10 protein-coding genes and 1 pseudogene are annotated in these 14905 nt (G+C 34.3%); 6 read left to right on the top strand and 5 right to left on the bottom strand.

The window, feature by feature from the left end; genetic code table 11:
* Positions 1-43: 43 nt before the first annotated feature.
* Both btpA and ETSB_RS10950 read right to left on the bottom strand, forming a co-directional pair.
* On the bottom strand, positions 44-892 hold the full coding sequence (btpA, locus tag ETSB_RS08235; protein ID WP_044107379.1) for a photosystem I biogenesis protein BtpA: 849 nt from the start codon (positions 890-892) through the stop codon (positions 44-46).
* A 388-nt stretch (positions 893-1280) separates the two neighbouring features.
* Positions 1281-1469: a hypothetical protein gene (locus ETSB_RS10950; RefSeq protein ID WP_408643829.1), complete on the bottom strand. Its 189-nt coding sequence runs from the start codon at positions 1467-1469 to the stop codon at positions 1281-1283.
* Positions 1470-3589: 2120 nt separating this feature from the next.
* Here ETSB_RS10950 and ETSB_RS08245 point away from each other — a divergent pair.
* Positions 3590-4822, top strand: coding sequence for a lipid-A-disaccharide synthase-related protein (locus ETSB_RS08245; protein WP_044107382.1), 1233 nt, complete (start codon positions 3590-3592; stop codon positions 4820-4822).
* A gap of 144 nt (positions 4823-4966) precedes the next feature.
* Positions 4967-5275: a photosynthetic electron transport-dependent transcriptional regulator PedR gene (gene pedR, locus ETSB_RS08250; RefSeq protein ID WP_269764002.1), complete on the top strand. Its 309-nt coding sequence runs from the start codon at positions 4967-4969 to the stop codon at positions 5273-5275.
* A gap of 582 nt (positions 5276-5857) precedes the next feature.
* On the opposite strand, the gene ETSB_RS08255 is transcribed toward pedR, so the two are convergent.
* From ETSB_RS08255 to ETSB_RS08260, 3 genes are all read right to left on the bottom strand, one after another.
* Positions 5858-6748, bottom strand: coding sequence for a S1 RNA-binding domain-containing protein (locus ETSB_RS08255; RefSeq protein ID WP_171816466.1), 891 nt, complete (start codon positions 6746-6748; stop codon positions 5858-5860).
* 53 nt (positions 6749-6801) lie between these two features.
* Positions 6802-6930 (bottom strand): hypothetical protein, encoded by a 129-nt coding sequence (locus tag ETSB_RS10545; protein ID WP_269763992.1) that lies wholly within the window; start codon positions 6928-6930, stop codon positions 6802-6804.
* Between the two features lie 263 nt (positions 6931-7193).
* Positions 7194-7940 (bottom strand): creatininase family protein, encoded by a 747-nt coding sequence (locus tag ETSB_RS08260; protein ID WP_044107386.1) that lies wholly within the window; start codon positions 7938-7940, stop codon positions 7194-7196.
* A gap of 110 nt (positions 7941-8050) precedes the next feature.
* On the opposite strand from ETSB_RS08260, the gene ETSB_RS08265 reads away from it, so the two are divergent.
* The 4 genes and pseudogenes from ETSB_RS08265 to ETSB_RS08280 all read left to right on the top strand — a co-directional run bounded on the left by ETSB_RS08265 (position 8051) and on the right by ETSB_RS08280 (position 14835).
* Positions 8051-8803, top strand: coding sequence for a response regulator transcription factor (locus ETSB_RS08265; protein WP_044107388.1), 753 nt, complete (start codon positions 8051-8053; stop codon positions 8801-8803).
* Between the two features lie 128 nt (positions 8804-8931).
* Positions 8932-10158 (top strand): sensor histidine kinase, encoded by a 1227-nt coding sequence (locus tag ETSB_RS08270; RefSeq protein WP_044107697.1) that lies wholly within the window; start codon positions 8932-8934, stop codon positions 10156-10158.
* 393 nt (positions 10159-10551) lie between these two features.
* A pseudogene (locus ETSB_RS08275) lies at positions 10552-11544 on the top strand (saccharopine dehydrogenase-like oxidoreductase).
* Between the two features lie 1848 nt (positions 11545-13392).
* Positions 13393-14835 carry a phosphoglucomutase/phosphomannomutase family protein gene (locus tag ETSB_RS08280; protein WP_044107389.1) on the top strand — a complete coding sequence of 481 codons (1443 nt, stop codon included), beginning with the start codon at positions 13393-13395 and terminating at the stop codon, positions 14833-14835.
* Positions 14836-14905: the final 70 nt, after the last annotated feature.

Genomic DNA, 14905 nt, shown 5'->3' on the forward strand with positions numbered 1-14905 from the left:
GATGTGTTAAAATTCAGTCTGTATCAGTGATTTTAACAATATCCTATAGAGTCAATTTTAAAGAAGGCTTAGATTGTGACCTTTCTTTAGATACGTTGACTTGTTGTGCCGCTTCTACAAATTGGGCAACCCGAATAGGATCGATTGATTCTTTAATCCTACCGTTACGTTTTAGGGAACTAGCTACAATTACACCGTCAGCAACTTGCATTAATTGTCCGATATTGTCCCAATTTGCCCCACTGCCGATAAAAACAGGGGTTCCTTGGGCGGCGGCTGAGGCTAATTTTAAGTCTTCGAGACTAGGGGGACGTCCTGTTGCCCATCCTGATAAGATTATTCCGTCGGCTAACCCTCTTTCGAGGGTATCTTCAACAGCGGTAGTTAAGTTTTGAATTCCTAAGTAACAGGCGTTTTCAACCAAGATATCGGCTAAAATTGCAACATCAGCCCCTAATTCACGTCGATAACGAAGTAATTTATGGGCATTGCCTTCAATTAATCCTTGATCGGTTGCTATAATTCCCGTGAGAACATTAACCCGAATAAATTGGGCGTTAATGGTGGAAGCGATTGCCATTGCCCCGATAGCGTCATTACGTAGGAGGTTAATCCCGACAGGAACGACTACTAAATTTTTAATACGATCAACGATCAAGGTCATGGCACTGATAATAGCCGGATCAACTTGGTCTTTTGTAAAAGGAGCATCGAAAAAATTTTCGATGATAATACCATCTACTCCCCCGGCGACAAGGGCAGTTGCTTCTTGTTCAGCCCGTTCGAGCACTGAGGTCAAACTACCTCCCCAACGAGCGGAAGTGGGAAGGGGTAACAGGTGAACGACACCAATAACCGGATATGTTTTGTTGAAAATTTGAGTCAAGTCCACTGAATCTACCTTGATGGTCGGCTACGGTTGATGCCGTTGCGAAATTGAGATCCGATAACAAATTGTATCGTAGTTGGTGAACCTCCGGCGAGAGAAGGATGAAGTAAAAGGATAGACCTTTTAACTTTTGTCTTAGTTATTTGAGATGTTGTGTAAATGTAACGATTTCACTGTCGAAACACTTCCAATTCCTCAATACTCTTAGTCCTTAATCTTTTTTAAAAATTAAATTTCCGGCTAACTTTTTGAAAATACTTAATTGTCACCTATGTTACTTTAGCGAGCCTAACGTTATAATGCGGTTAAATTGGTCATTTTTAAAGGCTAAAGTAACTATGCTCGAATCTCTGAAAATTTCATAGCACAGTTTACAGAAAACTAGAGAAGATTAAAAATCACAGAAAGAGACATTGTTTAATTGGGGAGTTTTCTTAGAAACCTGTCTCAAGTTGCTGATCATAGCATGAGAAAATTCCAGGTCATCGGGAAAATGAGACACCCAACTATTCATTAAGTCCAGAATACGAGTTTGAGGTTTAAGACATTCTCGATATAGATTAGTTAGTTGCTCAATCAACCCTTTATCGATATGGATAAAAAAGCCAAGCAAGGTATCAAAATTAGTGTTTTTGATACCTTGTCTGGCTTTTTTATTGTTCAGACTATAACATTATCGATTATAGCCACGGATGGATTATTATTTAAAATAATTATTATTTTAAGCTAAATTTTTATATATCGTTTATTTTGTTATTTAGGTCACCTGATACAACTGGATCAGCTACTTCCTTAGCCAGGATATTCTCTAATTGCACAGACTCATCAACCCCGTAAAATGACTACAGAACTAGAGATGATTTATACTTATAGTATAACGCATGCATGCTTGCTTCTGGCTCCTATTTGAGGTGAACTAGGAACCTTGTCCAGACCACGACATTTTTAGTCAAAAATTTTTAAATTTGTATCATAATTATCTTGTACTTTTGTATAACCAAACAGAAACTGAGAAAAATTAACTGAAAAGCTCATAGTTTATTTGTAAACATAATGAATATTTTTTTGTTGACAAGCTCATCCTAATTCTAGCCATATTAGCTTATATTTAGATTAAATTAATTATACTTAAACTTACTTTTTTTAAAAAATATCCATAGTTATTAACTAAATTAATTTAATCTAATTTTATTTTTAATACGATTATTTTTATAACTGAGCAGTAAAATTTATTTATAAAGATAGATATTGTACTTATTTTTTCTATGCCAAAAAGAGTCCGATTAACTTAAATCAGTAAATTCTTAGTTATTTGATGGGTTTAAAATAACTTATTGACCAATTTTACTTTTATATTTTTTGCTTATATTGGTGTAATAATTATATAAATTTATTTGATTTTTTAAAATCTAGCAAAATATTTCGTCTTTGACAAATTATTAATTACTATTATTTTGCTAATTCATTATATAATATGTATTTAATTTCTTTTTTATTTCGTAGAAAATTTACTTTAAAAGTCATTATATAAAAAGTATATAAGTTTAAAGTATTCCTGTTACTAGATAATATATTTATTCTGTTTATTTAGCCATTAATAGCATAACAAGTATCGGTGATTATAATATTCAGTTTTCGTATAAATATACTATATATAATAATTATTATTTGAGCAGCATTGTATTTTTGTATATATATCTTTGTATTTTTACTGTTGACAATAATTTACATTTTTTTAATAAAAAAATATTTTTAAAATTACCTATAAAGATAGGATAATAATTTAAATAAACTTTACGAAACCTGTTTAAAAACCAGAGAATTTTTTTGAATATTTATTCTTATATTTTTCAAGCAAAAACATCTAACAAAAATATATAAATTTTATCTAGTAATTGGTATAAAGTATCTCTACATATAAGTTATTTAAACATTGTTTTTAAATCTAAAAAGTTGCCTAATTATTGGTCAGTAAGATTAGTAAGTTATTTGTAATAAATTTTAAAGGAATAATAGTGTTCTAATAATTAACCTTATTTTTTAAAAAATAAGGTTAATTATTAGGCAACTTATGACATATTCAATAGCTATTAACAAGCTCATTCGCAGACTAACGTAGATATATAAATAATATCTACGTTAGTCTGCGACTATAAATCTATTCTTTTAGAGGTAATTATTTTAGATATATTTTAAACTAAAAATTCAGCTAATTTAATAGCTATGAAATTGATTAATACGACCAAGTAATACGTAATTTATCAATGATGATGAGCAATATATTGATTATTATATAAAACAACATTAGAGATAATTTATATTTATTTTAAAGTTTCTAATATAACAATAAATTTACCACAATATAAACCCTATAAAATGTAATAAAAGGTTGTTCAAAAACAAGTAATATGAGTTTCAACCAGTTGATTTTTTTGAATAAAGTTAAAATATCTGTTACAACTTGAGTTAACTGATAGTTATAGTGAGTGAAATCTCAGATCAGTACTGGCAACATAATGCACTTCTGTGAAGTCATAGCCAGTCTATAATTTGTTATCTAAATTTGTGTTTAATTTACTTCTTCAAGTGATTTAAGGAAATAAAAATTAATGTTAATTTTTACTCTAGTTATTTTAGAATATAACTGTATAATCTAGAAATTATTCAGGTAAATAATATTAACTAATAATCAAAAGTATAATGGCAATTTTAATGGTAAGTAACGGTCACGGAGAAGATGTAATTGCAGCTTGTATTGCTGAACAATTACGAGATCTATCTGATGCGCCTCAAATAGCAGCTTTTCCCCTAGTGGGAGAAGGATATGCCTACAAAAATTGTAATATTCCTATTATTGGGAATGTTCAAAAGATGCCATCAGGAGGGTTTAATAAAAATCCAAAACATCTACTACAAGATATTAGTGGAGGACTAATTAAATTGACTTTTGATCAGTATAAAAATATTCGTCAATGGGGAAACAATGGGGGTCAAATTATAGCAGTTGGGGATTTAGTTCCCTTACTTTTTGCGTGGTTGAGTGGGGCAGATTATGGATTTGTTGGAACCGCTAAATCAGAATATTATTTACGGGATGAAAAAGGTTGGTTGCCTCAAACTTCTTGGTTAGCACGTTGGTTTGGATCGATGTATTTTCCTTGGGAATGTTGGTTAATGAGTCATCCCCGATGTCGGGGGGTTTTTCCCCGAGACCGATTGACCTCCAAAATTTTAGAGCAATGGCCAATACGAATTTTTGATTTAGGTAACCCTATGATGGATGGTTTTGAGTCGAATCCAACAGTTAATTTAAACCTGAGATATGATTCATTAACCATAGTGTTACTCCCTGGTTCAAGAAGTCCGGAAGCACAACAGAACTGGGAAATCATTCTGGAAGCAATTCAAGAAATAATAAAAGAAAAAAATAAAAATACTTTTACTTTTTTAGGAGCAATTTCTCCCGCTCTAAATCTAGAAAATTTTATTCAGTTTTTAGTTTTTATGGGTTGGATTTTTCAACCCATAAAAACTAGCAAATTTGCTTTAAATGATCCTCATAGATTAGTTTTTAATCAACGCCAGACTACCCTCATATTAACTCAACATTCCTATAAAGATTGTTTGCAAATGGCTGATATAGCGATCTCTATGGCCGGAACAGCAACAGAGCAATTTGTTGGATTAGGTAAACCAGCAATTACTATCCCTGGAAATGGACCGCAATTTACTCTAAATTTTGCTAAAAAACAAACCTATCTTTTAGGAGAATCAGTTAGTTTAGTTGACCATCCGCAACAAGTACCAACTGTTATTAATTCTTTATTAAGAAATCCTCAAAAACTACAGCGCATTGCCGATAATGGACGCAGAAGACTTGGGACATCGGGATCTGCTAAACGAATTGCTCAATGTTTAAGAGACTGTTTTTGAGTGGTCGCAATGTGTGTGGTGCGGAAATGGTTTTGAAGCTCCACAATTTGCAGAAATTATTTTATTTTGTGAACCTTTATGTCTAATTATCTTCCTGGAATAGGACAATGAGATAAGCGAATAAGTAAATATACTACGAAAAATATACTTATGGTGAGTGAGAAGTTTCAGACGACAGCCTCTCTGTCGAGTCGGGAGATGGAAATTCTCGAACTCGTAGCCACTGGTTTAAGCAATCTCGAAATTGCAAAGAAGCTCGAAATTAGTAAACGAACCGTCGATAATCATATTAGTAATACTTTAACAAAAACAAAGACAGAAAACAGAGTGGAACTGTTGCGCTGGGCGTTACAGTGGGGCAAGGTCTGTCTTGACGATGTTAACTGCTGTTCCTTACCCTTACCTATATCCCATCAAGCAAATGTGATTGACATTAACGAAGTGGTCTCCTAACACCTTTAATAGATGGTTGAAAGTATAGTTAGCATATTGATCTTGAGTTTAAGTCGCTCTTAACAAAGAAATTTTGCTATCCTACCAAAACAAAACTTAAAAGTAGGTTTAAATACACGGACAGCAGAAGAATACTCTCCTTTTTGCTACGATTTGCTACGATGGCCAATATTTAGTGTTTGCTTCAGACATACGAGGAAAAAGAAGGAACTGAATTTATGATTTTCGAGTTTATTGTCTTCTACCTTTCCCAGGATTAAATAAGCTAAGAAGTAGTTAGGATAAACCTAATATTAGTTTGTATGGACGTTATATTGTTTATATTTCTGAGGAATAAAGTAACCCCTAATTTTTTGTTTATAATTGCCAGATATTTCATGCTAAAAAATTACCAACAACTGCTTGTGAGAGGTGCTTAGTATGAATATTAGTGGAAATGGTCTTCTTATTTATTTTTAATTAAACTGAAGGAGACAATGGAATATTGTGATTTATGGTCGGGGATTAAATACCTCTTTATCTCTTCCTAATCGGTTATTTACAAATGCTCACTAAACCCTAAATTAATTCACAAATAACTTATTATTTTTGTTGTAGCCTTTCTAAGGCTTGTTTTACTCTTTCTGGAGCTTTTTTCATCATCTCATTAAAGTTATCTAAGATTTCCCCAGGATAATTTTCTAAGACTTTAGTGGATAAGGAAATACGGCCTTTGTATTCATCAATATTGAGAACAACCACCTGAATTTCTTGGCCAAACTTAAACAGTGTATTTAAAGAATCAACCCGTAAACCACTAATTTGTGTAATATGTAGTAATCCTGTTACTCCATTTAAATCTACGAATATTCCATAGGGTTGGATTCTAGCTACCTTTCCAGCGACTAACGTTCCTACCGTAATTTTATTTATTTGTTCTGCCATAATGGCACGGCGTTGGGACAAGACTAATTTATTATTCTCCTGATTAACTTCCAAAAAATTAGCAGTTAAAGACTTACCCACTAAAGACTCTAAATCCTCTTTTTCGAGAAGATGTGATCGCGGAATAAACCCTCGTAACCCTTCAACCTTACCGATGACTCCCCCTTTATTGGTTTGAGTCACGAGCATTTGAACCGTTTGTCCAGTCTTAACCAATTCTGCTACATAATCCCAAGCTTGTTGTAATTGAAGTTGACGGGCAGAAAGTTTAACTTGACCTTCAGCATTTTGATCACTGATAATCAAAAACTGACATTCTTCATTTAAAGGAAGAACCTCAACTAAATCAGAGGTTGAGTCTAAAGCGGCTTCTTTGAAGGAAACAAATCCCGTAGACTTGCCTCCGATATCAATATAAGCCCCATCAGAGGTGTGTTGAAGCACGCTTCCACTAACGATTTGCCCTTTTTCAAAGGTATAATCGTGCTGCTCTAGAGCTTTAGCAAAGTCATCTATAGAAAAGCTGATCTTGGATGATTTAGAGGGGATAGATTCTGGAGTCATGGTGATTAAATGAACAAGGAAAAGCAATAAACAGTCAGTTAGGTCATCGCGGTGACAACAACAACCCACTGATCACGATAAACTAAACTAATTTTAATATCTTCTGAGATGTAGCTGGCTTCAAATTTAGGGACGAGACATGGGTAAGTATTTGGATCGATCACCACATAACTTTGTTTAGCAATCTGTTCAGTTACCCCTCAAAAACATGGGCATCAACTCTGAAAGTTTCTTGAACTACAAGAATACCAGGACAGACACCTTTTATATTCGCATAGCTAGATAAACATCAATAATAGCTAATTCTACATTGTATGCTTGAGTATATTGAGTTTTAATGTCTGATGTCGCCATAATTTAGAGACTAGAAATAAATCCTAAGATAATTTTAGAGCCTAAGACTATTTTAGGGAGAGTTAAGTCGCAAAAATTAATTATCTTGCAAAAACTTAAGATAAGATTCACAAAGTTCCTCAACCGCTAAATTATATAATTGCTGACCATGTTTTGGGGTAGCTAACGTAGGATTTGAGCCTATTCTGCCATCAGGATAATGACGACGAAAATCCACCGCTCCATAGATTGAATAACCAGATGCTACTTTTTCAGATAAAGGGACATTTTTAATAGACTCAGGATAGATATATTGAGTAATAGCTACTTCTGAGGGGGTAGCATGAGATCCTTCTTGATCACCGTACAATTTTTTCGCTTTTTCGGATACAGAACGACACATAAACCAATTTTTTACCTGACAACGAACTTGATCCGCTTGAGGAAGATTAAGATGAGCTAAGTAATTATAGAACTGTGAAAAAGCTACTTTAAGGGAGGCAATATTACCGCCATGCCCATTAATAAAGAAAAATTTGGAAAATCCCACCTTAGTTAAACAGGTTAAATAATCCTCAATTACTTGAATTAAGGTTGTAGGACGCAAACTAATAGTTCCAGGGAAAGCCGTATGATGCAATGCCATACCTACATTAATGGTGGGGGCTACCATCGCTTGCATTTTTTCGCCAACTCCTTTAGCGATCACCTCCGCACAAATCGAATCAGTTCCTATTAACCCTGTCGGTCCATGTTGTTCCGTCGAACCGATGGGAATAATCAGTCCTTGAGAGGTTTTTATATAATCTTCAACTTCCGTCCAAGTGCTTAAGTTTAGCAGCATAAAACATTTAAATGTCTAAGGAGACTATGAAATAAAAGGAAAAAAAACTATACTCAACGGCTAACTTTGTTGTATATCTTAACCTAGAGTCAACGTTAAAAGTATTTTTCATGCTATCTCTAGACTTACCTCAAGCTTTATCCTCCCCAAAAAACGTCAACCATCATCGAATTTTGGTGGTCGAAGACGAAGATGTGATCCGAGATATGATTATTATTTCCTTAGAAGAAGAAGGTTATGAGGTGATAAGCGCTCCCGATGGACGTACTGCATTAAATTTCTTTCAAGATAATGTCTCTTCAGACACTAGACCGGAGTTTCACTTGGTGGTTTTAGATTTAATGCTACCTCAGATTAACGGTTTAGATATCTGTCGCCTCCTGAGACACAATGGGAACATTGTCCCTATTTTAATTCTTAGTGCCAAAGCCAGTGAAGCTGATCGGGTTTTAGGTCTGGAAGTTGGAGCAGATGATTATCTAACCAAACCTTTCAGCATAAGGGAATTAGTAGCTCGTTGTCGTGCCTTGATCCGTCGTCAAGGGTTTAGTAATGTGTCATCAGTTTCCGTCCGTAAGTTCCGCGATGTTACCCTATATCCCAACGAATGTCGGGTAGAGGTTCGGGGTGAGGAGGCGAACCTTTCTCCCAAGGAATATCGCTTATTAGATTTGTTCATGAGCTACCCTCGTCGGGTTTGGTCTCGCGAACAATTGATCGAGCAGATATGGGGATCTGATTTCTTAGGAGATACGAAAACTGTTGATGTTCATATCCGTTGGTTGAGGGAAAAGCTAGAGCATGATCCAAGTCAACCAGAATATTTAATTACGGTAAGGGGATTTGGCTATCGCTTTGGTTAATTACATTAAGTAATTGATCAAGATGGAGTCAAGCAATAGTCAACAGATGATTAAAGTTCAACAGACGACTTACAGTAGAGTAGGCTATCAGTTCATTGATTTTCTTTATTCTGGGTTTCTTATTAGGAATGGTCATTTGGGGGTGTAGTTATTACCGCTTTAAATACCAATTGCAGAAAATATTGACTGCTTCGCCCGATACAGAAGATCTAGTTAAGTCTTTATCTGCAACGTCCCTAGTGCGACGGGAAATTCTTTATCTTCAAGAAACGTCTCAACAGCAAGCTATAGAACTACAACGACAACAATATATCCTGGAGTTGGCCCCAATTGGTTATCTACATATTGATCGGGATAATCAATTGCTGTGGTGTAATCAACAAGCGCGACAATTGCTCCATATTGATCGTTGGCAACCTGGACAAGTGCGTCTTTTTCTCGAGTTAGTTCGTTCCTATGAACTCGATCAACTAATTGAAAAAACACGTAATACTCAAGTTACTCAAGTAGAAGAGTGGGTGTTTTATCAAACACCTTATGTTAATCAAATGCTTGTAAATAATGGAGCTATTACCCTCAAAGGGACAAGCTATCCCCTCCAGGATAAAGCTGTGGCAGTGTTCTTGGAAAATCAACAACCATTAGCAGAACTGTCGCAATCGCGTAATCGCGCCTTTTCGGATCTTACCCATGAACTACGAACTCCTTTAACCTCTATTTTTTTAGTGGCTGAAACGTTACAGACTCACCTAAAAAACCCTGAACGTCGTTGGGTTGAACAACTATTGAAGGAAACCGCTCGCTTAATTCATCTAGTCGAAGATTGGCTTGATCTGAGTGAAATCGAAAATAATCTTCATAAAAATCTCGCCTATGAACACCTAGAGCTAGATGAATTAATTTTGTCAGCGTGGCAAACTTTAGATCCCCTAGCGCAAAAAACACAAGTCACTCTCGAATGTCATGGTAGCTCGGCAATTCGGTTTTCGGGTGATCGCTCTCGTTTATACCAAGCATTTCTTAATCTGCTAGACAATAGTTTCAAACATAGTCCTTCTGGATCTACCATTCAAGTTAATCTTAAATTATGCGAAATTAATCAAGCGATCGAAGTTGATATTATTGATTGCGGTTCTGGTTTTTCAGAGGCGGATTTACCTTACGTTTTTAATCGTTTATATCGGGGAGATCCTTCACGAGTACGTGCTGGAATCGATCCCCAATCTCCTCGTGAAGGAAGTGGTTTAGGTCTAGCGATTGCCCAAGAAATTGTTCATGCTCATGGTGGCTCGATTACTGCCAAAAATCATCCTAATACCCACGGAGCTTGGGTCAAAGTGGTATTCCCGATTTGAACGACCCAATTCTATAGGGAGAGCCTAAAATATTTGTTCATTATTATAAATTGGTAATTTAGACTGAGAGGTAGGGAAATAATTGACAGTTTTTATATGATTTAGACTAGATCCAGTTTAAATGGACAACAGCCTAGCACTGAGATCTTGTAAAGAGTAGAATAAAACCAGATAGCTAGATTATGCATAGTCAAATTCAAGGAGGTAATCGTCAAATTTTACGACTCTTACCTCTTACCTATTACTTCTTGTCTTTCTTCTTTAAATAATCTTAAAAGATGAGGTTAGCTAAGCTAACCTCATAAGTTATGAGAGAGATTTTTAAGATAATCGCGAATAACTTGATTCAACATTAATAATAAAGAATGAATGGAATAGTGAAAAAGACAAATAATGAATATCAATAGAGCGTTCAAAGTGGGAGTCTTAGGATTTTGGGGATTAGGACAAGCGGCTGCCCGAATTCTTACTCCTAAATAAGAGATGACCTGAGTAGCAGCCGCCAATCTTAAAGGTTATGGTTATTGTGAGAAAGAATTAGAGCCTGCTCAAGTAATCTTCAACTATCCTGAAAAAAGATCGATTGGCTATTGTAAGCCCTATGGAACCTTCAGTAACACAAGCATTCAGGACTTACTTGAAACTAAGACGGTTAATGGCTATTTCTTAGCTTTACCTAACTTTTCTAATACCTTTATAGCGGATGTGACTAGGTAATTGATCGCGTCAGGATGGCAAGGAGTATTAGTAGATGCTCTCAAGTGTACCAGTGCAGTAGAACAATTACTTAAATTACAATACGAATTAGCTGAAGGAGGAATCACTGACTTAACCGGATGTGGGGCAATTTCTGGTTTACTCACCGCCGCCGCAACCATAGCAACCCAAAGCTACGCCGAGGTTAACCGTGTTCAAATCTCCTTTGGAGTCGGTATTGCTAGATGGGAAGCTTATAGGGCGACGATTCATGAATATACCGCTCATTTGCCAGGGGTTGACGTGAAAAAAGCCAAGGGGATGAGCGATGCCGAGGTAGAAGCATTTTTAGACAAACCTAATGGTATTCTAACCTTAGAAAATATGGAACACGCCGATGATCTTATGCTGTAACTGGTGGGAGTCTGCGATCGTGATTGGGTAACAGTTGGGGGTGTAGTTGATACTCGTAACTCCAGAAAACCTTTAAGTAATAATGTTCAAATAACTGGGCGTAGTTTTGATGGCAAAATCTCTACCCCTACTTTGGCTATAGGAGACGAAACCAGTATGGCAGCTAACGTTTGCGTATCTGCTTTTAGCTATCTTAAAGCAAGTATGGCGTTACATCGTCGGGAAATTTATGGACTATTTACCACTGCAGAAACAATACCTAAGTTTGTGAGATAAAACACTTTTATCAAACAACAGACGATTTCCTGTTAGTATTTATATTTACTTTCTTATAATGTGGATTGTGGGTGGGCTTAAATAAGTCTAAAATAGATTCAACAGTAGGGATTTAGGAACCAATTCTTCTCTGTCCATCTGGTTTAATCTCCTTTGTCCAGGAGAATAGGAAAGGCAGTCATTTGGTTACTTTCGAAGATCCTTTGCTTGATTATTAGTATATGTTAGTTTTTAAATTAAGTGAAAAGATTTGGCGTATTCAGTGGCGGTTTGGAGGACTCGATAAAAGACGACAAAGATGAGGTAAAAGTGGTATTTGGAGAGATATACATCAGTTACGGTACTTAGAGATACTAGTAAGATATTAAAGTTTCTAATTTAGCGAAAAGTGTACCTTGTACTCAATACAAACTATATTTTCGGGGAATATTATTATTTGTCTGTACAGCAAGAAGAACGGCAGAGAGCTGCGTCACTAGTTAGCTACTGTTCAAATCTTTGAGAGGAGTAATTTAGATCACAAAATACTTCGGTAGGATCGAGATTAGATTTCATATCCATAGCGCCAGATATCAGTAAATATGGCTTCTAGCATGGAGCTGCTGTTCTCCTTTCCTCCCTTTTCGTAAAACATGAATTTGACGAAAAGTGGTGGTCTTGATTATTGAGGGTTATTCTTTTATATAATCGTCAACATTGTCATATTTCGACTTATATATTAAGAATAATAGCAGTGTTTTTAACAATCGTCATACTTAAGAATTCAGTTATTACTAGTTAGTCACACCCAGTTTAAAAAATCCTTGATTGATAATCTTAAAATCATTGATAATAAGTTAAATTTGACAGGCAAAAATTAACTTCCTTTCTGTCCTTTAGTTCATGGTAATGATGGTGTTACCTTTGTTGGTGATAAAAGATTATTACTAGAGTAGCCATAAATTATTTAAAAAAATTTATAGCTACTCTAGATTATTTATCGTATATCTACACATTAAATATTTTTTTTGATAGATAAACACAAACTATGTCATCAACAAACAATACAAAAAATACAATAATTAAATTTAATTATTTAATAAATTAACTATATAGTCTATTACTTAACCATATTATTTAAGTAATTAATATCGACAGCTCAAAAAGAGATAATTGCTATCTTGTTAGTCTAAATATAATCTGGATGTAACTGAAAAATATTACTATCATCACTAAAAGATTTCATGAAAAACACTGCTATTATATTAACGTATAACCTTTATTTATTAATAGCTATTTTTTATGAATAAAATATATGCTAAAAATAATATAAAAAATATTTTTATTTATCTCAAAAGTTAATATCGTAAATATTATTATAAGTAATATAAGAAAATATCATATACCAACAGGTTATCAAAAAAAAGTATATTAATTATTAAAATATCTCAGAAGATAAACAATTAACATTTTATAAAATTACTATTATTAAATAAGTAAAATAATTATGCGGTAGTCTTATTCTATTTAATAGATATAATAAGCGAAAATCTATAGTTTTATTTTAAGTAAAATCAAGAGACAGTAAAATAAGTTTATGTTTTTAAATTTATTTTTTAAAAATATTTTTTACAAGCTAAATATTGGTAAGTATAATTAATATTATGATATAGATCTATAAAAACATTTACTATAAAAAAATAAAGACAATAATAAAATAAATAAACGTAGCAAAAAATAAATCAAAACTCGACTTTTAAAAAGTAAATATTATTAATTTATATATAAAATACTTCCTCAAACTGTTCTCAAAGAGAACTTAAGAAGCTAATCTGAAAAAGAGTCAATATTTGTTGAAGGTTTTTCACTATGCTATTTCCTGTTAATCCGATTAAATTTGGCACCGATGGCTGGCGTGGTGTTATTGCTGCCGAGTTTACTTTTGAACGAGTCGCTTTGTTAGCCCCCCTCGCAGCTAAAATCTTAGCTGATAATTATGGAACCCCTGATAGAACACGCCAAGTGGTTGTGGGATATGATCGTCGATTTTTAGCCGAAGAGTTTGCTCAAGTTGCCGCTGAAGCGATACAAGAAGCGGGATTTGATGTGATATTATCCCAATCTTATGCCCCTACTCCCGCCTTTAGTTGGGCAGCCAAACAACAAAATGCCTTAGGTGCTATTGTCTTAACCGCAAGTCACAACCCCGCTAAATATCTAGGACTAAAAGTAAAAGGAGCGTTTGGTGGCTCAGTTTCTCGGGAAATAACCCAACAAATTGAAACTTTACTGCTTAATACTCCTATTTTTAATTCTCAATCAGGAACCTTAACTTATTTTGATCCTTGGGAAAGTTACTGTTATGAGTTACAACAAAAAGTTAATATCAAAACAATTCGTGAGGCTATTTTATCGGGCAAATTAAAGGTGTTTGTTGATGTGATGCACGGGGCTGCTGCAACAGGCTTAAAACGATTATTAAGCTGTGCTATTGAAGAGATTAACGGTGATCGCGATACCTTATTTGAAGGAGGTGCGCCTGAACCTTTACCTCGTTATTTGTCAAAGTTATTTAATGCTATCAAAACCTCAGCCTGTCAGGGAGACAATAGATTAAAAGTTGGTTTAGTTTTTGATGGAGATGGTGATCGCATTGCTGCAGTAGATGGACAAGGAAATTTTCTAAGTTCTCAAGTTTTAATTCCTATTTTGATTGATCATTTGTCCAAACGTAAGGGCTTTACAGGGGAAATTATTAAAACTGTAAGTGGTTCGGATTTAACTTCTCGTCTAGCAAAAATTTATAATCTTTCATTTTATGAAACTCCTATTGGTTATAAATATATTGCGGATCGGATGTTAACTACTAATACCTTGATTGGTGGAGAAGAATCTGGGGGAATTGGTTATGGAACTCACATTCCTGAACGAGATGCTTTATTATCAGCTTTATATGTCTTAGAAGCTATGGTAGAAAGTAGCCAAGATTTAGGTCAATATTACGCTTATTTACAAGATAAAACCGGTTTTTATAATGTTTATGAGCGTCTTGATTTACCTTTAGCTAATATAGAAATTCGGGCAAAACTAATAGAAAAATTGCAACAAGAACCATTGACCCAAATTGCTGGACAAAAAGTATTAAATTGTTCGAGAAAAGATGGTTATAAACATCGCTTAGCTGATGGAAGTTGGTTATTGATTCGCTTTAGTGGGACTGAACCAGTATTACGGTTATATTGTGAATCAATAACCAATAAACAAGTTCATCAAATTTTAAATTGGGTAAAAGATTGGGCAAATTCAGTTTAACTTAACGTTAGTTTTGATTAAGATTACTTTTTAACTTATTTTACGGAAAAATTAAGTATAAATATAATGA

This window comes from cyanobacterium endosymbiont of Epithemia turgida isolate EtSB Lake Yunoko (genome assembly GCF_000829235.1).
In the GTDB taxonomy this organism is placed as follows: domain Bacteria; phylum Cyanobacteriota; class Cyanobacteriia; order Cyanobacteriales; family Microcystaceae; genus Rippkaea.

What these genes read in the sequence shown, in the direction of transcription:
- ETSB_RS08265 (WP_044107388.1), top strand. Translation starts at nt 8,051, where the DNA reads ATGCTATCTCTAGACTTACCTCAAGCTTTATCCTCCCCAAAAAACGTC.
- ETSB_RS08260 (WP_044107386.1), bottom strand. Translation starts at nt 7,940, where the DNA reads ATGCTGCTAAACTTAAGCACTTGGACGGAAGTTGAAGATTATATAAAA.
- ETSB_RS08245 (WP_044107382.1), top strand. Translation starts at nt 3,590, where the DNA reads ATGGCAATTTTAATGGTAAGTAACGGTCACGGAGAAGATGTAATTGCA.
- ETSB_RS08280 (WP_044107389.1), top strand. Translation starts at nt 13,393, where the DNA reads ATGCTATTTCCTGTTAATCCGATTAAATTTGGCACCGATGGCTGGCGT.
- ETSB_RS08270 (WP_044107697.1), top strand. Translation starts at nt 8,932, where the DNA reads ATGGTCATTTGGGGGTGTAGTTATTACCGCTTTAAATACCAATTGCAG.